Raw genomic sequence first — 21,510 nt, 5'->3', positions numbered from 1 at the left:
ACGGGTCCTTTTACCAGCGCCGTTCGAAGCGGCGGCGCAGCAGGATCGCGCCGACGTTCATGAGGATGAGGAAGAGAAGGAGCACGATGATGGCGCCCGACGTGCGCTCCACGAAGGCGCGCTCGGCCTCGTTCGCCCACATGTAGATCTGCACCGGAAGGGCCGTCGCCGGATCGAGCGGCGTTGCCGGAACGTCCGCCACGAAGGCGACCATGCCGATGAGGAGGAGCGGCGCGGTTTCACCCAAAGCATGGGCAAGGCCGATGATCGTGCCGGTGAGGATGCCCGGCATGGCAAGCGGCAGGACGTGGTGGAACACGGTCTGCATCTTCGAGGCGCCGAGGCCGAGGGCCGCCGCGCGGATCGACGGCGGCACCGCCTTCAGCGCCGCGCGGGTCGCGATGATGATGGTCGGCAGCGTCATCAGTGTCAGCACCAGGCCGCCGACGAGGGCCGCCGAGCGCGGGAAGCCGGCGAAGTTGACGAAGACGGCAAGGCCGAGCAGGCCGTAGACGATGGAGGGCACGGCCGCGAGGTTGTTGATGTTCACCTCGATCAGGTCGGTGAGGCGGTTCTTCGGCGCGAACTCCTCCAGGTAGATCGAGGCGGCGACGCCGATCGGCAGCGAGAGCGCCAGCACGATCAGCATCATGTAGAGCGAGCCAACGAGCGCGACGCCGACGCCGGCGGCCTCCGGGCGGCTGGAGGCGCCGTTGACGAAGAGGCCGGTGTTGAAGTGCTTGGAGAGCGCGCCGCTTTCGGCGAGCTGGTTCATCCAGCCGACCTGCCTGTCGGAGATTTTTCGGTCCTTCTCCGGCACGTCGAGATTGATCTGGCCCTTGAAGGCGGAATCGAGGTCGCCGGAGGCGAGGAACGTCACGTCGCGCGTCGTGCCGATGATCGACGGATCGGCGACGACGAGGTCGCGGAGCTGGGTGCGCACGCTGTCCGAGATCAGGCCGTTCACCACCTTGAGGCCGGCCCGGTCCTTCTCGTCGACGCCCAGCACCTTCGCGAGCGCATTGCGGGCGACGACCGGATAGTTGGCCGAGACGAGCTTCTGCGGGTTGGCGGCGCGCTCGTTGTCCTTGTCGATGACCTGTTCGGAGAATGCGACCGGAATGGTGATCATCGACTGCTGGAAGGCCGTGTAGCCCTTGGAGACCACGGAGAACAGGAGGAGGAACAGGAACAGGAGGCCGAAGCCGATGGCGGCCATGCCGTAGAAGCGGAAGCGGCGTTCGGCGGCGTAGCGGCGGCCGAGGCCGATATCGCGGCGCCCGGGCCGGGCGGAGGCGCCGATGGAGCTCATGGAAGACATGGGGGAGACCTGGCTCATTCGTACTGCTCCCGGTATTTGCGCACGATGTAGAGGGCGTAGATGTTGAGGCAAAGCGTGATGACGAAGAGCGTGATGCCGAGGGCGAAGGCCACCAGCGTCTGCGGCGAGGTGAATTCGAGGTCGCCCGTCAACTGGTTGACGATCTTCACCGTCACCGTCGTCATCGGCTCGAAGGGATTGAGCTGCATGCGGGCGGCGACACCGGCTGCGAGCACCACGATCATCGTCTCGCCGATGGCGCGCGAGGCCGTCATCAGGAGGGCGCCGACGATGCCCGGCAGGGCGGCCGGCAGGATGACGCGCTTGATCGTCTCCGAGCGCGTGGCGCCGAGGCCGAGCGAGCCGTCGCGCAGGGCCCGCGGCACGGCGGTGATGATGTCGTCGGACAGCGAGGAGACGTAGGGGATCAGCATGATACCCATGACGAAGCCGGCCGTCAGCACGCTCTGCGCCTGGATGAAGCTCGCATAGTTGCCGGTGGCAAGGCCGTTGAGCTGGGCCGAGATATCGCGCAGGAACGGGCCGACCGTGACCATGGCGAAGAAGCCGTAGACGATGGTCGGGATGCCGGCGAGCACTTCCAGCAGCGGCTTTGCCACCGAGCGGAGCGTGCGCGAGGCGTATTCCGACATGTAGACGGCGGCGAAGAGGCCGACGGGCACGGCGACGAGCATGGCGACGAAGCCGATATAGAGCGTGCCGGCAAGGAGCGGGATGAGGCCGAACTGGCCGGCGGAAGCGGCAGCGCCCGCCGCCGCGAAGCGCGGGTCCCAGACGGTGCCGAAGAAGAACTCCCAGGCTGGAACCCGGTTGAAGAAATGGATGGCTTCCGTGAGCATCGAGGCGACGATGCCGATCGTCGTCAGGATGGCAATGGAGGAGGCGGCGAGGAGGCCGCCGAGCATCACGCCCTCCACCCGGTTTCGCGCCCGGAACTTCGGCGCGATCATCCGGTAGGAGAAGAACGCCCCGGCGAGCGCGACGAGGACGACGAGGGCCGAGCGGAGGAGACCGCTCGCCACCGTCATGCGGTTGAGCGTGTCGGCGGAGGTCAGCATGTAGGGCGCCGGGTCGGCGGCGAGCGGCACGCCCTTGGCGGCCAGCACCGTGCGGGCGGCGGAGCCGTCGGCAAACAGCGCCGTTCGCTCTTGCGCCGACAGCAGCGAGAGGCCGCGGGAAATGGCGCCGATCATGTTGTAGTCGAGGTTCTGCGTCGCCTGCGGCTCGGCCTTGACCTCTTCGGGAAAGCCGTCGCGCACGGTCGAGCCGATATAGATCGGGCTCGCGACGATCCAGACCAGCAGCACGAGGACCGCCGGAAGCACGGACCAGACGGCGACGAAGGCACCGTAATAGCCCGGCCGGGAATGCAGGCTGGACGCCTTGCCGCCGGCAAGCGCGCCTGCGCGCCAGCTACCTGCCAGATATCCCATGACGCCGATGCCGGCGACGACGAGCAGAAGAAGGGACACACTCATTTCGGACATTCTCCCGGCGAGAGCGGCCGGCGCGACACCCGTGAAGGATGGCCGCGCCGGCCAGGGCAGATTACATGATCTTGCCGTCGGTGAAGGCCTTGCGGACCTCCTCGCGCTCGGCGTCGGGGGCCGGAACGAGGCCGTATTCGGCAAGCGGGGAGTCGGGACCGATCATGTCGTCGCTGGTGAAGAACTCGACATAGTCCTTCAGGCCCGGGATGACGCCGAGATGCGCCTTCTTGACGTAGAAGAACAGCGGGCGGGAAACTGGATATTCGCCCGAGGCGATGGTCTCGACCGAAGGAACGATGCCGCTGACGGTGGCGACCTTCAGCTTGTCGGCGTTGTTCTCGTAGAAGGAGAGGCCGAAGACGCCGATGCCGGACTTGTTGGCGGCGATGCGGGCCAGCGTTTCCGTGTAGTCGCCGTCGATGTCGACGGCCAGGCCATCCTTGCGCACGGCGACGCACTTGGCATGCTGGGCGTCCTTCTCGGCGACGGCGGCCTTGATCACCTCGGCCGCGCCGGAGGCTTCGCAGCCGGCCGCCAGCACCTTCTCCTCGAAGACTTCGCGCGTGCCGTGCTTCTCACCCGGGATATAGGCGGCGATCTCGGCGTCCGGCAGGTCCTTGTTGACCTCCGACCACTTCCTGTAGGGGTTGGCGACGAGCTTGCCGTCGACGACGACCTCGGCGGCGAGCGCGAGGTAAAGGTCCTTCGGCTCCAGCTTCAGGTCGGCATTGCCGGCGTCCGTGGCGAAGACGATGCCGTCATAGCCGATCTTGACTTCCTGGATCTCGGTCACGCCGGCAGCCTTGCAGGCCTCGACTTCGCTGTCCTTGATCGCGCGCGAGGCGTTGGCGATGTCGATGGTGTCCGGGCCGACGCCCTTGCAGAATTCCTTGAGGCCGCCGCCCGTGCCGCCGGATTCGACGATCGGCGTCTTGAAGTCCGGATAGGTCTCGCCGAACGTCTCGGCGACGATCTTGGCATAGGGAAGAACGGTGGAGGAGCCGGCGATCTGGATCTGGTCGCGGGCGACGGCAACGCCTGCGAAGGCGGCGGAAGCGACAAGCGCCGCGGCAGTGAGCTTAAGAGATTTCATCTGGGGTCTCCCGAAGAGGACGTGTGTTGGAAGCGCTCGTTTCGCGCTCTCTGCCGTTGACCGGCGGCCTCTGTCTAAACCCCGATCGCCATTGCTTTTATGTCAGTTCGACGAAACATTTGTGACAGGCCAACCGACTGGAAATGCTTGCGAATTTCCAGCGCCACGACGAAAGCCGGACGGTATGTGTCAGAACCTGACGGTAAAGACCGTGCCCTTGCCGAGCTCGGACTTCACCACAAGGCGCGCCTTGTGGCGCGTCAGGATGTGCTTGACGATGGCAAGCCCGAGCCCGGTGCCCTTCCTGGACCGGCTCGCTTCCACGTTGACGCGGTAGAAGCGCTCGGTGATGCGCGGCACATGTTCCGGCGGAATGCCGGGGCCGTAGTCGGTGACGGAAAGCTCGACGGGCGCCTCGCCCCCGCCGGTGAGCACGACATCGACCCGCTTGCCCTCCTGCCCGTATTTGCAGGCGTTCTCGATGAGGTTCTCGAAGACCTGGACCAGCTCGTCGCGGTCGCCGTTGACGGTGACCGGGCGGTCCGGCAGGTGCAGCGCCACCTCGACGCCGAGATCGCCGGCGAGCGGCTGGAGGCTGTCGCGCACATGGCCGAGGAGCGGGACGAGGTCCACCGTCTGGTCCGGCGCAAGGTTGGAGCGCAGTTCGAGGCGCGAGAGCGAGAGCAGGTCGTCGACGAGGCGGCTCATGCGCGTCGCCTGCTCGTGCATGATGGCGAGGAAGCGTTCGTGGGCCTTCAGGTCGTTCTTCGCCGGGCCCTGCAGCGTCTCGATGAAGCCGCGCAGCGAGGCGAGCGGCGTGCGCAGCTCGTGGCTGGCATTGGCGACGAAATCCGAGCGCATGCGCTCGATGCGGCGGGCCTGCGAGACGTCGCGGAAGGTGAGCAGCCAGAGCGGCTCGCCCCTGCGGTCGGCAAGCGGGGCGATGCGCACGACATGGACCGTCTCGGAAGGCAGGCGCTCGGCATGCTCCGTCTCGCGCGGCTGGCCGGAGGCGATGGCCTCGCGCACCATGTCGAGGATGCCGGGGGCGCGGATGCGGCCGGCAAGGTCGCCATTGCGCGGGATGGGGCCGAAGACGGCTTCCGCCGCGCGGTTCTGCAAGAGGACGGCCTCGCTTGCGGAAAGGAGCAGCGCGGGGGCGTCGAGCGCGCCGAGAACGGCGGCGATGGCCATGCGCTCCTCCGCAGCCCGGTCCGGCTCGGCAGGCGCTGCGGCAACGGGCACGGCGGCCCGCTGCTCGGCTTCCGCCGCGCGCCGCTCCACGCGTAGCAGGCCCGCGATGACGAGGAGCAGCACCGCGAAGGAGGCCCAGCCGAGATGCATGCCGGAAAGCCACATCATGAAGCCGACGAAGACGGCGGAGGCGATGAGCACCCGCTCCCCCCACAGTTGCGCCGCCAGCCAGCCGAAGACCGTCCGCTGATCCGTCACCGCCGCCCATTCCCTCGCCAGCATCGCACCCTCCGCACCTCCACCGATTCCCGATGGATAGCGCGGCTTCGTGACATGTTTTTCACGGCGCGCTTGAATTCGCAATGCGGTTATGGCCACCTGCGGCCATGCGGCGCTCGCCGCCTCTTGGTGTTTCGAGGAGCAGACGATGGCGGAGAAGGCGGAAAGCCGGGCGGTGGAGCTGGATATCCACGACAAGAAGCGGGTGTTCGACATCGACGATCCGAAGCTGCCGGACTGGATCTCGGAAAAGGCCTTCGGCTCCGACGACTATCCCTACGACAAGAAGCTTGCCAACAAGGAATACGAGAAGACGCTGAAGCTGCTGCAGATCGAGCTGGTCAAGGTGCAGTTCTGGCAGCAGAAGACGGGACAGCGGGTAATCGCCGTGTTCGAGGGGCGGGATGCCGCCGGCAAGGGCGGGGCGATCCACGCCACCTCCTCCTACATGAACCCGCGCTCGGCGCGCGTGGTGGCGCTCACCAAGCCGACGGAGACCGAGCAGGGGCAATGGTACTATCAGCGCTATGTCGCGACCTTCCCGACCGCCGGCGAATTCGTGCTCTTCGACCGCTCCTGGTACAACCGCGCGGGCGTCGAGCCCGTCATGGGCTTCTGCACGAAGGAGCAATACGAGAAATTCCTGGAGGAGACGCCGCGCTTCGAGGAGATGGTCGTTTCCGAGGGCATCCACTTCTTCAAGTTCTGGCTCAATATCGGCCGCGAGATGCAGTTGAAACGCTTCCACGACCGCCGGCACGATCCGCTGAAGATGTGGAAGCTCTCGCCGATGGACATCGCCTCGCTCAGGAAATGGGGCGACTACACGGACAAGCGCGACCGCATGCTGAAGGAAACCCACACGGACCATGCGCCCTGGACCGTGGTGCGCGCCAACGACAAGCGCCGCGCGCGCATCAACGTCATCCGCCACATCCTGACCTCGCTCGACTATGACGGCAAGGACAGGAAGGCGATCGGCGCGGTCGACGACAAGATCCTCGGTTCCGGCCCCGGCTTCGTCAGATAGGACCGGCGCCGGTCATTCGCCCGGCAGGATGCGCACGCCGTAGAGATAGACGCTGGCATTGCCGCCGGCGATATCGCTGTTGAGCAGGAGATGCCCCGGCTCGCTCGGCGAGAGCGAGCGGTCGAACGTCACCTGGAACAGGATGTCCGTGCGCTCCGACACCGTGAAGCGGTGGCGGCCGCAGCCGCCCATGGTGGAGAAGTCGCATTCGACGGTGACCTGCACCGGCTTGCCGTTCGCCGACTGCACGGTGAGCGCGACCGTCGAATTCTTGCCGCCGAGTTCGCCAAGCACCTCGGGCGAGACCTCGATGCGCACCGCCCCGTCCCGGTCGGGATCGGTGGAGGTGATGCGCGCGGCCGGGCCCTCGCCCGTGCCGACCTGCTCGAAGCGGCCCGCCGCGCCGGCCGACAGCTTGTCCATGTCGCCCGGCGAGAAGACCGCGCGCCAGTCGGCGGTGAAGCGGTTCTGCGTGTCGAGCGCCTTCTTGACCGGGTCGTCACCGGAGAAATCCTCGCCGGAAACCCGGGCGGGCGGAATGGAATCGTCCGCATCGCCGCGAAGGTCGGCAAGCAGCCCGCTCGTCTGCACCCACCAGGCAAGCGCGCCGAAGGCGGCGATCAGCGTGGCGACGACCAGCAGGAAGGAGAAGAGGCGGCCGCGGCGCCTGCGCGCCTTCGCCACTCTTTCGGGCCGGATATCCGCCGGCCCGCCCGAGGCCTTGCCGGACGCGGGCCTGGCGGCTGCGGTGCCGCCCGCGGAAAAGCCGTCCGCGCGCTCCGGGCGGATCGCGCCGATATCGCCGGTTCCGCCGGCCGGCCGGCCGGCATCGTCGCGCCGTTCGCCTTCCAGCGTCGGCTCGGACCGTTCGGCGCGCAGCGCGGGTTCCGCCCGGGCCTCGGCGACCGGCTCGGCGCGGACCGCGCTTTCGGCGGCGGCAAGACGGGCGCGCTCCTCCGTCTCGATCTCGCGGATCGTCGCCTCCAGCCGGTGGCGCTGGGCGGCCATCGTCTCGGGATCGTTGATTTCCTGCTTGCGCAAGCCGGCTTCGAGCGCATGGCGCGCCGACTGGTAGATCCGCGCCCGCACCTCGGCATTGGCACGCTCGGAGCGCGCCAGCGCGTTTCTGATTGCCGTCTCCAGTCCGCTCACATCCGACCCTTCTGCGGGAGCCGCCTCATGGCCGCTACGATACTTCTGTGGAAAGAGCCCTGCTTTCCGGCTTTTGTTAGGTTTTGCGTAACGTTTGACGCGAATTTGCGCAAGCCTTCCGGCCGAACCGCCCGGCCTTCTCCGGGGATAAGCACCTGCCCCGAGACGATGAGACCGCCGGCACCTGCCCGGCAGGCCGCCTGCGGGCCCTGCCGAAACCGTCACGGCAAACCGCTTCCCCGCCAATCGGCGCACCATTGCGTTTGCAGGAACGCACCGAAGCTCACCGATCCACGCCCGTATCGCCTCTTTTCAGACCCGTTGCACGCTGCTATGGTTTTGACGTTTTCGTAAACGTCAAAAACAGACAGGATTTCCCCTCCATGGCCCTGCCCGCGATCCTCAAGGACAAGCTGCGCCTGCCCGTCGTCGGTGCGCCGCTCTTCATCGTCTCGCATCCTGCGCTGACGCTGGCGCAATGCAAGGCGGGCATCATCGGCGCCTTCCCGGCGCTGAATGCCCGGCCCGAATCGCAGCTCGACGAATGGCTGGCGGAAATCACGGAGGGCCTTGCCGCGCATGACGCGAAGAACCCGGACCGCCCGGCCGCGCCCTTCGCCGTCAACCAGATCGTCCACCGTTCCAACAGGCGGCTGGAGCACGACCTTGCGATGTGCGTGAAATACAAGGTGCCGGTCGTCATCTCCTCGCTCGGCGCCGTGCCGGAGGTGAATGCGGCGATCCATTCCTATGGCGGCATCGTGCTGCACGACGTCATCAACAACCGCCATGCGAATTCGGCGATCCGCAAGGGCGCGGACGGTCTGATCGCGGTCGCCGCCGGTGCAGGCGGCCATGCCGGCACGCTCTCGCCCTTCGCGCTCGTGCAGGAGATCCGCGAATGGTTCGACGGGCCCCTCCTCCTTTCCGGCGCGATCGCGACCGGCGGGGCGATCCTCGCGGCTGAGGCGATGGGCGCGGACATGGCCTATATCGGCTCGCCCTTCATCGCGACGGAGGAAGCGCGAGCGAGCGATGCCTACAAGCAGACGATCGTCGACAGCGCGGCCGCCGACATCGTCTATTCCAACTATTTCACCGGCATCCACGGCAACTACCTGAAGCCTTCCATCGCCGCCGCCGGCATGGACCCCGACCACCTGCCGGAAGCCGATCCCTCCAAGATGGATTTCGACAAGGCGACGACCGGCGCCAAGGCCTGGAAGGACATCTGGGGCTGCGGCCAGGGCATCGGCGCCGTCAAGGCGATCGGCCCGGTGGAAGGCCTCGTCGCCCGCCTCGAACGCGAATACGACGCCGCGAAGGCCCGCATCACCGCCGGCTGAACCGGCCATTTCGCTGCATCGCACGGGAAAAATGCGGAAGTTCAAACTCCCCGCTTGAAATCTCCCGCCATTGCGGTTATCAGCGCACCCATTCCGGTCCCGACACGCTTCGGGACCGCTGGAAGCCGCTTTAGCTCAGTCGGTAGAGCACATCATTCGTAATGATGGGGTCAGGTGTTCGAGTCACCTAAGCGGCACCACTTCCTCTCCGCCTTGACCGCCCACCGGGACTCGGACATTCCTGCGCGCATGAAATTCTTGGCCATTTCGGGAAGTGCGCGGCGGGCGTCCACCAATACGGCGATGCTGCGCGGCTTGCAGGCTGCCGCGGGGGCGGACCATGTTGTCGTGGTTCATGGGGTCGGGATGCTGCCGGTCTTTTCGCCGGATCTCGAAGGCGAGGCGCTGCCGGCGGCGGTCGCCGAGTTCGCCAGGGCCGTGGCGGAGGCGGACGGGGTAATTATCGCCAGCCCCGAATATGTGCGCTCCATTCCCGGCGGCATGAAGAATGCCATCGACTGGCTGGTCTCGCGCGAGGAGCTGGTCGCCAAGCCCATCGTGCTCGCCCATGCCTCCCATCGCGGCGACGACATGCTGCAGCAGTTGCGCATCGTGCTCGCCACGGTGAGCGCGCGGTTCAACGAGGATATCTTCCTGCGGTTCCGGCTGATGGCGCTGTCGCCGGAGGAGATCGCCGCCCGCCTTGCGGAAGAGGCTGCCGTCGGCGAGATGCGCGCGTTCCTCGACGGCTTTTCCCGTTTCTGCGCGGAAGGCTGAGGGCGTCAGCCGACGTTGCGCTCCGGATCGCGCCGCGCGGGAAGATTCGTCGTTTCGTCGAGGAGGATGGTCGGCTGGTCGCTCGTCTCCAGGTCCCGGATCCATTCACGCCAGATCGCGACCAGAAGGGCCATCAGCACGGGACCGATGAAGAGGCCGACGAAGCCCATGGTCTTCACCCCGCCGATGAGGCCGAAGAAGGTGGGCAGGAACGGCAGCTTGATCGGCCCGCCGACGAGGCGCGGGCGCAGCGTCTTGTCGACGATGAAGAGCTCGACCGAGCCCCAGGCGAGCAAGGCAAGGCCCGCGACGAGCGAGCCGCTGGAGACGAGATAGACCGAGACCAGCGTGAAGGAGAGCGGCGCGCCGCCGGGAAAGAGCGCCATCAGGCCCGTCAGCACGCCGAGCGTGACGGCGGACGGCACGCCGGCGATCCAGTAGGCCGTGCCGAGCACGATGCCCTCGCCGATGGCGATCAGCGTCATGCCCGTGACGGTGGAGCTGATCGTCGCCGGCACGATGCGGGAGAAGCGCTCCCAGCGCATCGGCAGGATGCGCTCGCCGAGCCGATCCACCTGGGCGGCGAAGGCCTGGCCGTCGCGATAGATGAAGAACAGCGCGATCAGCATGAAGAGCATGGCAAGCAGGAGGTTGAAGGCCTTGCCGCTGGCCGCCAGCGCCACGCGGTAGATATTGCCGATATGCGCGCCGCTGACGATCTGCGTCAGTTCGCCGATCGCGCCCGGATGATCGAGGAAACGCGTCCACTGCATGTCGAGCCAGCCGCCGATGACGGGCAGCGCGCGGATCCAGTCGGGCGTCGACGCGCCGGTGCGGTTCGTCTGCACCGCCCAGCCGATCCAGTCGCGGATCTCGTGGAAGGCATAGGTGGAGGCAAAGAGGATGGGCCCGACGATGAAGCCGAGGATGAGGAGGATCGCGATTGAGGCGGCCAGCGTGCGCCGGCCATTCACCCGCGCCAGAAGCCGCGTATAGAGCGGCCAGCTCGCAAAGGCGATGACGAGCGCGGCCAGCACCGGCACGACGAAGCCGTGGAAGAAATAGATGCCGGCGAGCACGACGAGGACGAGCAGCCAGCGCGCAGCCGAAACGGGCGAAACCAGCGCGGCTCCACTGGCGCGCGCGGCGCCCAGAAGCCGAGGCTCGTTTCTACGATGATCCGAATGCAGCAAACGCGTCTACTCCCTTGAGGCCGGCGCCCCGGGCCCGGACCACCAAGATAAGGTGTAACTGAAGAATGTTAAACATATGCGCGCCTTTTTATGCCGAGGCGCGGTGAGACGTCGCAGGGTTGGGTGGGCGCATCGCTTATTGACGTTTACGTCAATGTAATATAGCGATGACGCTTGATGGCGCCCGTCAAAAGCATCATCTTGTCCGGATCGGCGGGTTGGAGGACCTTTCGATACCGCGCGGGACGGACGGGTGCCAGCACCCAACGAGGAGGAGAGACATGTCGGCCACAGTTCAGGACCCTTCCACGCAATCGTCCGGCCGTTTCTGGCTCGCCTCCTACCCGGAAGGCGTGGCCGCCGATCTTGCTCCCCTGCACCATTCGTCGATCGGCACGCTCGTCGAAAGCTGCTGCGAACAATACGCCGACCGCCCCGCCTTTACCAGCATGGGCAAGACGCTGACCTTCCGCGAATTCGGCGCGGCCTCGGCAGGCATCGCCGCCTGGCTGCAGGCCCGGGGCCTTCAAAAGGGCGACCGCGTCGCCGTGATGATGCCGAACGTCCTGCAGAACCCGGTCATCATCTTCGGCATCCTGCGCGCCGGCCTCGTCGTGGTGAACGTCAACCCGCTCTATACGCCGCGCGAACTGGAGCACCAGTTGAAGGATGCGGGCGCCAAGGCGCTGTTCGTGCTGGAGAATTTCGCAAGTACCGTCGCGCAGGTCGTCTCGCGCACCGCCGTGAAGCACGTCGTCGTCGCCACGATGGGCGACATGCTCGGCCTCAAGGGCCTCATCGTCAATCTCGTCGTGCGCAAGGTCAAAAAGCTGGTGCCCGCATGGTCGCTGCCCGGCCACGTCCCCTTCCGGCAGGTGATGGCCGAGGGCGCGCGCGCCGGCGTGAAGGATGCCGGCGTGACGCCGGGCGACACCGCCTTCCTGCAATATACCGGCGGCACGACGGGCGTTTCGAAGGGCGCCGTGCTGACTCACGCCAACCTCCTTTCCAACATGGAGCAGATCAAGCTGTGGATCGAGCCGATCTTCCACGTCAGGAAGCGGCCGGAACAGCTCGTCTTCATCTGCGCGCTGCCGCTCTACCATATCTTCGCGCTGACGGTGAACGGCCTGATGGGCATCGCGCTCGGCGGCCATAACGTGCTGATCGCCAATCCGCGCGACATCCCCGCCTTCGTCAAGGAACTGGGAAAATACCCCGTCCACATCTTCCCGGGCCTCAACACGCTGTTCAACGCGCTGATGAACAATCCGGACTTCGCCAAGCTCGACCTTTCCGGCCTGTTGCTGACGCTCGGCGGCGGCATGGCGGTGCAGCGCCCGGTCGCCGAACGCTGGCAGGCGATGACGGGCTGCGCCATCACCGAGGGCTACGGCCTTTCCGAGACCTCGCCCGTCGCCACCGCCAACCGCTTCGACAGGGCGGAATTCACCGGCACGATCGGCCTGCCGCTGCCCTCCACCGAGATCGACATCCGCGACGATGCCGGCAACGCGCTGCCGCTCGGCGAGGTGGGCGAGATCTGCATCCGCGGGCCCCAGGTCATGGCCGGCTACTGGCAGCGGCCCGACGAGACGGCCAAGGTGATGACCGCGGACGGCTTCTTCCGCTCCGGCGACATCGGCTTCATGACGCCGGAAGGTTTTACCAAGATCGTCGACCGCAAGAAGGACATGATCCTCGTTTCCGGCTTCAACGTCTTCCCCAACGAGGTGGAGGAGGTGGCGATGTCGCATCCGGGCGTCCTCGAATGCGCGGCGATCGGCGTGCCGGACGCCCATTCCGGCGAGGCGGTCAAGCTCTTCGTGGTGAAGAAGGACCCCGCCCTGACGGAAGCGGACGTGAAGGCCCATTGCGCGGAGAACCTGACGAACTACAAGCGGCCGAAATTCGTGGAATTCCGCGACGAACTGCCGAAATCCAACGTCGGCAAGATCCTGCGCAAGGACCTTCGCGGGTGAAGGCGCAGGAATTAAACCGATTTAGTTTTTTGCACCGATCGGCGTTTGCGGGCTTGATTTGCGGGGGGCAAAGCGACTAGCTAACGGCATCCTCCAAAGGCCGAAGGAACACGCCGATGAAAGCGCTTGTCGAAAAGCTGAAAACCATCGTCCGCGACACCGATGCCACGGACATCCGGGCGGCGTTCGCGGCCGATCCCGCCCGCTTCTCCCGCTACAGCACGACATTCGAAGACCTTCTCTTCGACTATTCCAAATGCGCCGTGAACGACGCGGTGCTGGATGCGCTGGAGGAACTGGCGAGGGAAGCCGGCGTCGAGAAGAAGCGCGACGCGATGTTCGCCGGCGAGATCATCAACATCACCGAGGAGCGCGCCGTGCTGCACACGGCGCTGCGCAACCGCGCCAACACGCCGGTGCTCGTCGACGGCCATGACGTCATGCCGGACGTCAACGCCGTGCTCGACGCCATGGGCGCCTTTTCCGACGGCATCCGCTCCGGCGCGCTCAAGGGCGCGACGGGAAAGAAGATCACCGACGTCGTCAATATCGGCATCGGCGGCTCGGACCTCGGCCCGGTCATGGCGACGCTGGCGCTCGCGCCTTATCACGACGGCCCGCGCCTGCATTTCGTCTCCAACATCGACAGCGCGCATATCGCCGACACGCTGAAGCTGCTGGAGGCCGAGACGACGCTCTTCATCGTCGCCTCGAAGACCTTCACCACCATCGAGACGATGACGAATGCCGCAACGGCCCGCCGTTTCATCGCCGATGCGCTCGGCGAAGCGGCCGTCGGCAGCCATTTCTGCGCGGTCTCCACGGCGCTCGACAAGGTTTCCGCCTTCGGCATCGACGGCAGCCGCGTCTTCGGCTTCTGGGACTGGGTCGGCGGGCGCTACTCCATCTGGTCGGCCATCGGCCTGCCGCTGATGATCGCCATCGGCAAGGAGAACTTCGCCGAGTTCCTTGCCGGCGGCCATGCCGTCGACAATCATTTCCGCACCGCGCCGATCCGGCAGAACATCCCGATGCTGCTCGGCCTCATCGGCTTCTACCATCGCAACGTGCTGAACTATCCCTCGCGCGCCATCCTGCCCTACGACCAGCGGCTGTCGCGCTTCCCGGCCTATCTCCAGCAGCTCGACATGGAATCGAACGGCAAGTCGGTGACGGTGGGGTCCGAGCCGGTCGAGTTCAAGACCGGCCCGGTCGTCTGGGGCGAGCCCGGCACCAACGGCCAGCATGCCTTCTACCAGCTCATCCACCAGGGCACGTCGATCATCCCGACCGAGTTCATGATCGCGGCGAACGGCCACGAGAAGACCCTTCGCCACCAGCACGAGCTGCTGATCGCCAATTGCCTGGCGCAGTCGGAAGCGCTGATGAAGGGCCGCACGCTCGAAGAAGCGAAAGCCCAGCTCACCGCCAAGGGCATGGACGCGAAGAAGGCCGACAGGATCGCGCCGCACCGGGTCTTTTCCGGCAACCGCCCGTCGATCACCATGGTCTATGACAGCCTGACGCCCTTTGCACTCGGCCGGCTGATCGCGCTCTACGAGCACCGCGTCTTCGTCGAGGGCGCGCTTTTCAACATCAACTCCTTCGACCAGTGGGGCGTGGAGCTCGGCAAGGAGCTGGCGACCGGCCTCCTGCCGGTGGTGGAAGGCAAGGAAAGCGCCGCCGGCCACGATTCCTCGACGGCCGGCCTCGTCGCCGCGCTGCTGAAGGCGGCGAAATAGGCCTCAGCGCAGGCTGAGGCGGCGTGCCGCGAAGGCATCGCGCGGCACGCGGGCGAGATTGCCCAGGAATTCCCGCGCACAGGCGCGCCAGCTATAAGCCATGGCGCGGCCCCGGGCGACGTCCTTCGGGATATCGAGCGCGGCGAGCGCCGCCTCGCGCAGATCCTCCGACAGCACGCCCGCCTCGCCGAGCACGTCGCGCGGCGCGGCGACGGGAAAGGCGGCGACGGGAACGCCGCTCGCCAGCGCCTCCAGCATGACATTGCCGAAAGTGTCGGTGCGGCTCGGGAAGACGAAGACGTCGGCCGAGGCATAGAGGGCGGCAAGCGCCTCGCCGGTCCTGCGGCCGAGGAAATGCACGTCCGGATAGCGCTCGCGCAGCACGGCAAGGTCCGGCCCGTCGCCGACGACGACCTTGCTGCCGGGCAGGTCGAGGCCGAGGAAGGCAGGCAGGTTCTTCTCCACCGCCACGCGCCCGACATTGAGGAAGACAGGCCTTGGCAGGCCGAGGTCGCGGCGCCTTGCCGGGTCGAACAGCGTCGTATCCACCCCGCGCGACCAGCGCTTGATGCGGCGAAAGCCGCGCGCGGCCATTTCCACGCCGAGCGAGCGCGTCGCCACCGTCATGCCCTCGCCGGCATTGTGAAAGCGCCGCAGCCACCAGTAGCTCCAGCTTTCGGGGATGGGCAGGCGCGCACGGATGAACTCGGGAAAGCGCGTGTGGTAGGCCGTGGTGAAGGGCAGGCGCCGCCGCAGGCAGGCGCGCCGCGCCGCAAGGCCGAGCGGCCCTTCGGTGGCGATGTGGATATAGTCGGGCGCGACCGCGTCGATCTTAGCGAGCACCTGCCGCGCGGAGGCGATTGCGAGGCGGATTTCCGGATAGGACGGCAGCGGCACCGTCGCGAACTTCTCCGGCGTCAGGAAGACGATCTCCACCCCCTCCTCCGCCATCGAGCGCGCCAGCTCCTCCAGCGTGTGCACCACGCCGTTGAGCTGCGGCCGCCACGCATCCGTGACGACGAGAACGACGGGCGCCCGTCCGTCGGGGCGGGCCGGAAGGAGCGAGTCGGGGGCGGTCTGGTCGAGCATGGCCCCTTTGACCATGCGGCGATGACAGGCGGATGAAGGGGCGCCTTACGCCAGCTTGATCTCCTTTGCCCAGGGCGGATTGGCGCCGGCGCGGGAGACGGTGACGGCGGCGGCCCTGGCGCCGAGGGCGAGGGCCTTGGCGATCTGCTCTTCGGAGAGCTTCGCCACCTGCTGCTTGGTGAGGAGGTTCTGCATCTTCAGCGAGGCAAGGACGCCGGCATCGAAGGTGTCGCCGGCCCCGACGGTGTCGACCACCGCCACGCGCTCGCTCGGCACCGTGACCTTGTGGTCCGCCGTATAGCCGACCGCGCCTTCCGCGCCGCGCGTGACGACGACGAGCCTTGCGCCGTGATGCAGCCAGTGGCGGGCAAGCGCATCCTCGTCGCCCTCGAGGCCGAACCAGGCAAGGTCCTCGTCGGAGAACTTCACGATGTCCGCCATCGCGGCCATGCGGCGGATGCGCGCCATATGCGCATCCTTGTCCTTGATGAAGCCGGGGCGGATGTTCGGGTCGAGCGAGATGACGCGCGTTTCGTGCTCGCGCTTCAGGAGCGCCTCGTAGGTGGAGCCGCAGGGCTCCGGGATGAGGCTGATCGCGCCGAAATGGATGGCCTCGCAATCCGCGCCGAGCGCCGGCAGTTCGGCCTCGGTGATCATGCGGCCGGCCGTGCCCTCGTCGTAGAAGGCATAGGTCGCGTGGCCGTCGACCAGCTTGACGAAGGCGACGGTGGTGGGGCGCGAGAGCGTCGCGCAATAGCTGTAGTCGACGCCGCTTTCGCCGAGCGTCTTGCGCAATATGTCGCCCATCATGTCGTCGGAGAGGCCGGTGAAGAAGCCGGTCGGCACGCCGAGGCGGCCGAGCGCGATCGCCGTGTTGAAGATCGCCCCGCCGGCATAGGGCGCATAGGCATCCTCGCCGAGCGTCGTCGTCCGCGGCAGCATGTCGATCAGCGCTTCACCACAACACAGGATCATCTTCATTCCCCCATCGATTTTCAATCGATTTAAACGATGACGGCGAAAAGCGCCAGAGGCTTTTACGACGTCGGCAGCTCGGCAACGCCGCCATGGGCGGCGGACCAGGCGAGCGGCGCATCGAAGAAGGCGCCGACCGAGGCGAGCGTCGCGTCGTCGAAGAGCTTTTCCGCCCGCGCGACGGAGAGCACGTCGCGCCAGGTGCCGACATGGTGCAGCCTGACGCCGCCGTTCGCATAGCGGGCCTCGGCCTCTTGGAAGATGCCGTAATAGAAGAGCGCCATGCCGTGATCGACCACGCCGCCGGCCGCGCGGATCGCGTCGATGAAGGTGAACATCGAGCCGCCGACCGTCACGAGGTCCTCGATGACGAGGACGCGCGCGCCTTCGGCCATCACGCCCTCGATCTGCGCGTTGCGGCCGTGGCCCTTCGGCTTCTTGCGCACATAGACCATCGGCAGGCCGAGCCGGTCGGCCAGCAGCGCGGCGAAGGGAATGCCCGCCGTCTCGCCGCCGGCGATGACGTCGAAGCGCTCGAAGCCGGCCTCGCGGGTAATGGTCGCGGCGGCGAAATCCATGATCGCCGAACGGATGCGCGGATAGGAGAGCAGCTTGCGGCAATCCATATAGACCGGGGAGGCCATGCCGGAGGCGAGCTTGTAGGGCTCCTCGGGGCGGAAATGCACCGCCTTGATCTCCCACAGCATGCGGGCCATCAGCTCCGCCATCACGTCTTTGTCCGGAAAGGAATTGGAAAACATCGGCATCTCCCGCTGGCTGTCTTGTCGAGCGCATAGCAGCAAGAGCGGCGGCTTTCCAGCATCCCGGCAACGAAAAACCCTCCCCGGCGGGCCGGGAAGGGTTTCTGGAGGATCAGACCGGTATCGTCGCTCTCAGGCGGCGCGGCGGGCATCCACGGAGATGAGACCGGGGCCGAAGGCGGCGAGAATGAGGAAACCGCCGGCAATGGTGATGTTCTTCCACATCATCAGGCCGTTGAAGACGGTCAGCAGGCCGTTGGCGCCTTCCGGGAAATCCGGGACGTTGATCGCGCCGCTGTGGAAGACGAGGGCGGTGAAGACGCAGAAGACGGCGAGAAGGTATGCGGTGATCTTCGTCTGGAAGCCGACGAGGATGAAGAGGCCGGTGACGAGCTCGAAGATGCCGGCGAGATAGGCGAGCGCGGTGGCCGCCGGCAGGCCGGCGCCGGCGATCATGCCGGCCGTGCCGGCCGGGTCGACGAGCTTGGGAAAGCCGGACGTGAGGAACATGAGGGCGAGGAGGATGCGGCCGATAAGGATGACGGCGTTCTGGGACATGGATGGCTCCTGGTTGCAGGCGTTTGCGTTGGCCGGAGAAATACCGGGCTTTCCATCGTCAAGATAGACTGGCGTCCGGACGACAGATCGTTCTCTTTTTGTGAACGATGCCGTGCCGCTCTTTTCTGTTGCAAGCGCCGAACAGCTAGGGGAAGATTTCCGCCGGGCGGCCCGCCGGCGGCCGGGGGAAACCGGATATGCACGAGATCAACAAGAGTGCCGCGTTCTGGCGATCCTTTCCGATTTTCGAGGGCTTCGGCAAAGAGACGATCGATGAGGTCGCGTCCATCGCGGCCTACCGCAAATGGCCGGCCGGCACGGTGATCTTCCAGCGCGGCGACGAGGGCGCCTATCTCATCGCGCTCGTCTCCGGCCGTATCAAGCTCTCGCTCCTCACGCCGCAGGGCAAGGAGCTGTCGCTGCGCCAGCTCGAGCCCGGCGCCGTGCTCGGCGAGATGGCGATCCTCGACGGCCAGCCGCGCTCGGCGGACGCGACGGCGGCCGTGGCGACGGAAGGCTATGTCATCGCCAAGCGGGATTTCCTCGATCTTCTGGCGCGCAACCCTTCCGCCGCGCTCGCCACCATCCACTATCTCTGCACCAAGCTGCGAGAGACGACGGAGCAGCTCGAGACCATCGCGCTCTACGACCTCGACGCCCGCGTCGCGCGCTTCTTCCTTTCGACGCTGCGCTCCATCCACGGCGAGGACCTGCCGGAGAGCGCCAATCTCCAGCTTCCGCTGAGCCAGACCGAGATTGCCGGCATCCTCGGCGCCAGCCGGCCGAAGATCAACCGCTCCATCCTCGCGCTGGAGGAGGCCGGCGCCATCCGCCGTAGCGACGGCATCGTCCATTGCCATATCGGCCGGCTCCAGGACATCGCCGAACCGGACGACGGCTAGCCGTGGCGGCCATGATCGCCAAGCGACAAAGACCCCTTGCCGCCGGCCTCGTGGCAAGCCTTGCCGGCGCGGCGGCGCTCTTCCTTCTCGGCGGGGACGCGCTGGAACGGCAGCGGGAAACCTATTTCGACGCCCTCACGCAGGCCATGCCGGCACCGGTGAGCGACCGGATCGCCGTCGTCGATATCGACCGAAAGGCCTTCCAGAGCGCGCCGGAGAAGGAATGGACGCGGGCGCAGACCGCCGACCTGATCGACAGGCTTGCCGCCGCAAAGCCGGCGGCCATCGCCTTCGACTTCATCTTCAGCACCGATTGCAGGCCCGACGAGCCGGCGAACGCTGCGCTCGCCGAAGCCATGGGCAGGGTGCCGACCGTGCTCGGCTTCCTCATCGGCGAGACGCCGGATGCCGCGCCGCGCCCCGTTCCAAGGCTCGCCCTGCAACGGCCGGTCGTCGCGCCGGACCTCTGGTTCATCGACGGCACGGAAAGTTCCTGCGCCTTCCTACAGGAGAAATCCGCGGCCGCTGCCGCCGCCTTCCTCGTCGGCGACGAGGATGCGGTGGTGCGCCGCGTGCAGGCCTATGCCGTCCTCGGCAATGCGGCCTATCCGACGCTCGGCGTCGAAGCCGCACGGCTGGCGGCCGGGGCGCATACGCCGATCCTCGGCGGCAACCCACCGTGGCTCCGGCAGGATTCGCAGGTCATCCGGCTCGACGAGGACGGGAGCCTGCGCTTCGTGGCGAGCGGGGCGGCGGGGATCGGCGCGCGCACCCTTTCGGCCGCCGACGTGGTGGCAGGAAGCGTGCCGGCGGAAAGGATCGCCGGCAAGGTGGTGCTGATCGGCAGCAGCCTGCCCAATCTCGGCGGGCTCAGGACCAGCGCCTCCATGCCGCTCGAACCCTCCGTGCAGATCCACGCCGATGTCGCAACCGCGATCCTATCCGACCGCGTCCCGATGCGCGGTGCCGCCCTGCCGCCGCTCGAAGCGGGCTTCGCCTTCGCCATGGGCGCGCTCGCCGCCCTCGCGGCCTTCCGGCTGCGGCCCATCGGCGCGGCGCTTTCCGGCATCGGTCTCATTTGCCTCGTCTTCGCCGCCTCGGTGCTGCTCTATATCCGCACGGGGCTGCTTGCCGATGCGCCCGGCGTCGCGCTCATCGTCGCGACCGCGGCACTCCTGACCGGGCTCCTGCAGTATGCCCATGTGCGCCGGGCCGAGGCGACGGCGCGCCAGCGCTTTGCGCAATACCTGCCGCAATCGGTGGTCTCGCGCTACATCGACAATCCGGAGATGGAGCGGGTCGCCGGCGAGGAGCGGCAGGTGACGGCGCTCTTCACCGATATCGAGGGCTTCTCCACGCTCGCCCAGAAGATCGGCCCGCACGACCTCGTCAAGCTGCTCGACATCTACTTTTCCGAGGTGAACGCGCTGGTCGCAAGGCACGGCGGCATGGTGGACAAGGTGGTGGGCGATGCCGTCCATGCGCTCTTCAACGCGCCGGACGACCTCGACCGGCATGTCGACAGGGCGATTGCCTGCGCTGGCGAAATCCGTACGCTCACCGAGGAGATGCGCCGCCGCCCCCTTTTCCGCGACAAGGATTTCGGCCGCACGCGCATCGGCGTGGAAACCGGCATGGCCGTGCTGGGGGAAGTCGGCGCCGGCGGCAAGCTCGACTATACGGCGCACGGCGACGCGGTGAACCTTGCCGCCCGGCTTCAGGATGCCAACAAGTTCCTTGGAACGCAGATCTGCATCGGCCCACGTGCCGCAGAAGAGACGGCCCGGGCGCTCCGCGCCATCGGCAGCCACGAAATCCGCGGCTTCGGCACGATGGAGCTTTTCACGCTGGATTAGTGCAGGCCGACGCTGGCATAGGCCTCGCGGATGCGGGCCTTGCCCCATTGCGTGACGACGCCGGGGGCCGCGCCCGGCGTCCTGATCTCCACGCCCTCGCCGCGGCCGACCTCCCTTGTCACGCCGCCGCCGGTGACCGAAACGCGGCCGTGCTCGACGAAGACGGCGAAGACACCGCGATTGGGACCGGCGAAGAATTTCGTGCCGCGCACGCCGATCATGCCGAAGGCCGTACGCATGGAAAGGTCGATCTTGGCAAGGCCTTCCGGCCGGTCGAAGACCATCTGGCCCATGCCGAGCTCGATGATGCCGCCCTGCCCGGCGATGAAGCTGTCGATGAGAAGTTCCGTCTCGCTGCCGAGGAGGAGGCTCGTGTCGTCGCCGAGGGCAAGTTCGGCAAAGCTCTCCCGGCCCGTCGCGACGAAATCGTGGTCCATCAGGTTTGCGCCGGCCTTCAGGCCTTCGCGGCGCTCCGCCTGTCGGCGGGTGACCTCGCCGGTGACCTCGACGGCCTTGCCGATGACGGCATTGGCGCGGGACGCGCCGATGCCGAGGCCCGTCAGGGCGAGCACGCCGCCCGCAACGAACAGCCTGCGGCTGAGGAAGAGCGGCTGGAGAGCATCGAGCGTTCGCATCGTCGCGCCTTTCGCGGAACGGGCCGGAAACGGATTGGACCCCAGGCAGGCCCGCGCGTCAATCGCGTGCCCGTCTTCCGAACATTCTATGCGCCACGCCTCCTCCCGCCGCTG

18 protein-coding genes and 1 tRNA gene are annotated in these 21,510 nt (G+C 66.9%); 8 read left to right on the top strand and 11 right to left on the bottom strand.

The genetic code is table 11. The features are described 5' to 3' along the window. Positions 1 to 10: 10 nt before the first annotated feature. The 4 genes from pstA to phoR all read right to left on the bottom strand — a co-directional run bounded on the left by pstA (position 11) and on the right by phoR (position 5,401). Positions 11 to 1,321, bottom strand: coding sequence for a phosphate ABC transporter permease PstA (gene pstA, locus ACZ5TO_RS00495; protein WP_464800431.1), 1,311 nt, complete (start codon positions 1,319 to 1,321; stop codon positions 11 to 13). Between the two features lie 14 nt (positions 1,322 to 1,335). Then, positions 1,336 to 2,820, bottom strand: coding sequence for a phosphate ABC transporter permease subunit PstC (pstC, locus tag ACZ5TO_RS00490; protein ID WP_464799164.1), 1,485 nt, complete (start codon positions 2,818 to 2,820; stop codon positions 1,336 to 1,338). Positions 2,821 to 2,890: 70 nt separating this feature from the next. Beyond that, positions 2,891 to 3,925 (bottom strand): PstS family phosphate ABC transporter substrate-binding protein, encoded by a 1,035-nt coding sequence (locus ACZ5TO_RS00485; RefSeq protein ID WP_464799163.1) that lies wholly within the window; start codon positions 3,923 to 3,925, stop codon positions 2,891 to 2,893. 189 nt (positions 3,926 to 4,114) lie between these two features. Beyond that, positions 4,115 to 5,401: a phosphate regulon sensor histidine kinase PhoR gene (gene phoR / locus ACZ5TO_RS00480; protein ID WP_464799162.1), complete on the bottom strand. Its 1,287-nt coding sequence runs from the start codon at positions 5,399 to 5,401 to the stop codon at positions 4,115 to 4,117. 145 nt (positions 5,402 to 5,546) lie between these two features. On the opposite strand from phoR, the gene ppk2 reads away from it, so the two are divergent. Then, entirely contained in the window at positions 5,547 to 6,428 is an 882-nt protein-coding gene (gene ppk2, locus ACZ5TO_RS00475) for a polyphosphate kinase 2 (RefSeq protein WP_184145686.1), read from the top strand. A gap of 12 nt (positions 6,429 to 6,440) precedes the next feature. Here the strand turns inward: ppk2 and ACZ5TO_RS00470 are convergent, their stop codons facing one another. Next, entirely contained in the window at positions 6,441 to 7,580 is a 1,140-nt protein-coding gene (locus ACZ5TO_RS00470; protein WP_464799161.1) for a biotin transporter BioY, read from the bottom strand. A gap of 383 nt (positions 7,581 to 7,963) precedes the next feature. Between ACZ5TO_RS00470 and ACZ5TO_RS00465 the strand changes: the two genes are divergently transcribed. The 3 genes from ACZ5TO_RS00465 to ACZ5TO_RS00455 all read left to right on the top strand — a co-directional run bounded on the left by ACZ5TO_RS00465 (position 7,964) and on the right by ACZ5TO_RS00455 (position 9,703). After that, positions 7,964 to 8,926 carry an NAD(P)H-dependent flavin oxidoreductase gene (locus tag ACZ5TO_RS00465; protein ID WP_464799160.1) on the top strand — a complete coding sequence of 321 codons (963 nt, stop codon included), beginning with the start codon at positions 7,964 to 7,966 and terminating at the stop codon, positions 8,924 to 8,926. A 124-nt stretch (positions 8,927 to 9,050) separates the two neighbouring features. Beyond that, positions 9,051 to 9,126, top strand: a tRNA-Thr gene (locus ACZ5TO_RS00460). 49 nt (positions 9,127 to 9,175) lie between these two features. Next, positions 9,176 to 9,703 (top strand): NADPH-dependent FMN reductase, encoded by a 528-nt coding sequence (locus ACZ5TO_RS00455; protein ID WP_464799159.1) that lies wholly within the window; start codon positions 9,176 to 9,178, stop codon positions 9,701 to 9,703. Positions 9,704 to 9,708: 5 nt separating this feature from the next. Here ACZ5TO_RS00455 and ACZ5TO_RS00450 read toward each other — a convergent pair whose 3' ends face one another. Beyond that, positions 9,709 to 10,857, bottom strand: a complete 1,149-nt coding sequence (locus ACZ5TO_RS00450; RefSeq protein ID WP_380780461.1) for an AI-2E family transporter — start codon at positions 10,855 to 10,857, stop codon at positions 9,709 to 9,711. A 320-nt stretch (positions 10,858 to 11,177) separates the two neighbouring features. Between ACZ5TO_RS00450 and ACZ5TO_RS00445 the strand changes: the two genes are divergently transcribed. Both ACZ5TO_RS00445 and pgi read left to right on the top strand, forming a co-directional pair. Then, complete coding sequence (locus ACZ5TO_RS00445; protein ID WP_464799158.1) at positions 11,178 to 12,878, top strand: long-chain-fatty-acid--CoA ligase; 1,701 nt, start codon at positions 11,178 to 11,180, stop codon at positions 12,876 to 12,878. 116 nt (positions 12,879 to 12,994) lie between these two features. Then, positions 12,995 to 14,620 carry a glucose-6-phosphate isomerase gene (pgi, locus tag ACZ5TO_RS00440; RefSeq protein WP_464799157.1) on the top strand — a complete coding sequence of 542 codons (1,626 nt, stop codon included), beginning with the start codon at positions 12,995 to 12,997 and terminating at the stop codon, positions 14,618 to 14,620. A gap of 3 nt (positions 14,621 to 14,623) precedes the next feature. On the opposite strand, the gene ACZ5TO_RS00435 is transcribed toward pgi, so the two are convergent. The 4 genes from ACZ5TO_RS00435 to ACZ5TO_RS00420 all read right to left on the bottom strand — a co-directional run bounded on the left by ACZ5TO_RS00435 (position 14,624) and on the right by ACZ5TO_RS00420 (position 18,003). After that, positions 14,624 to 15,709 (bottom strand): glycosyltransferase family 4 protein, encoded by a 1,086-nt coding sequence (locus ACZ5TO_RS00435; RefSeq protein WP_464799156.1) that lies wholly within the window; start codon positions 15,707 to 15,709, stop codon positions 14,624 to 14,626. Positions 15,710 to 15,754: 45 nt separating this feature from the next. After that, on the bottom strand, positions 15,755 to 16,684 hold the full coding sequence (locus ACZ5TO_RS00430; protein WP_464800430.1) for a carbohydrate kinase family protein: 930 nt from the start codon (positions 16,682 to 16,684) through the stop codon (positions 15,755 to 15,757). A gap of 62 nt (positions 16,685 to 16,746) precedes the next feature. Next, positions 16,747 to 17,445: an orotate phosphoribosyltransferase gene (locus ACZ5TO_RS00425; protein WP_184145694.1), complete on the bottom strand. Its 699-nt coding sequence runs from the start codon at positions 17,443 to 17,445 to the stop codon at positions 16,747 to 16,749. A 132-nt stretch (positions 17,446 to 17,577) separates the two neighbouring features. Then, on the bottom strand, positions 17,578 to 18,003 hold the full coding sequence (locus ACZ5TO_RS00420) for a DoxX family protein (protein ID WP_464799155.1): 426 nt from the start codon (positions 18,001 to 18,003) through the stop codon (positions 17,578 to 17,580). Positions 18,004 to 18,200: 197 nt separating this feature from the next. Here ACZ5TO_RS00420 and ACZ5TO_RS00415 point away from each other — a divergent pair, with 197 nt between their 5' ends. After that, positions 18,201 to 18,905: a Crp/Fnr family transcriptional regulator gene (locus ACZ5TO_RS00415; protein WP_464799154.1), complete on the top strand. Its 705-nt coding sequence runs from the start codon at positions 18,201 to 18,203 to the stop codon at positions 18,903 to 18,905. Positions 18,906 to 18,919: 14 nt separating this feature from the next. Beyond that, positions 18,920 to 20,761, top strand: a complete 1,842-nt coding sequence (locus ACZ5TO_RS00410) for a CHASE2 domain-containing protein (protein WP_464800429.1) — start codon at positions 18,920 to 18,922, stop codon at positions 20,759 to 20,761. On the opposite strand, the gene ACZ5TO_RS00405 is transcribed toward ACZ5TO_RS00410, so the two are convergent. After that, a complete protein-coding gene (locus tag ACZ5TO_RS00405) occupies positions 20,758 to 21,396 on the bottom strand; it encodes a FecR family protein (protein ID WP_464799153.1) in 639 nt (212 codons plus the stop codon). The genes ACZ5TO_RS00410 and ACZ5TO_RS00405 overlap by 4 nt on opposite strands. Positions 21,397 to 21,510 lie beyond the last annotated feature (114 nt).

The sequence above is a fragment of the Shinella sp. Sh6 genome, from assembly GCF_055392685.1.
The sequence above is the reverse complement of the archived record's forward strand: the minus strand, read 5'-3'. Positions and strand labels throughout refer to the sequence as shown.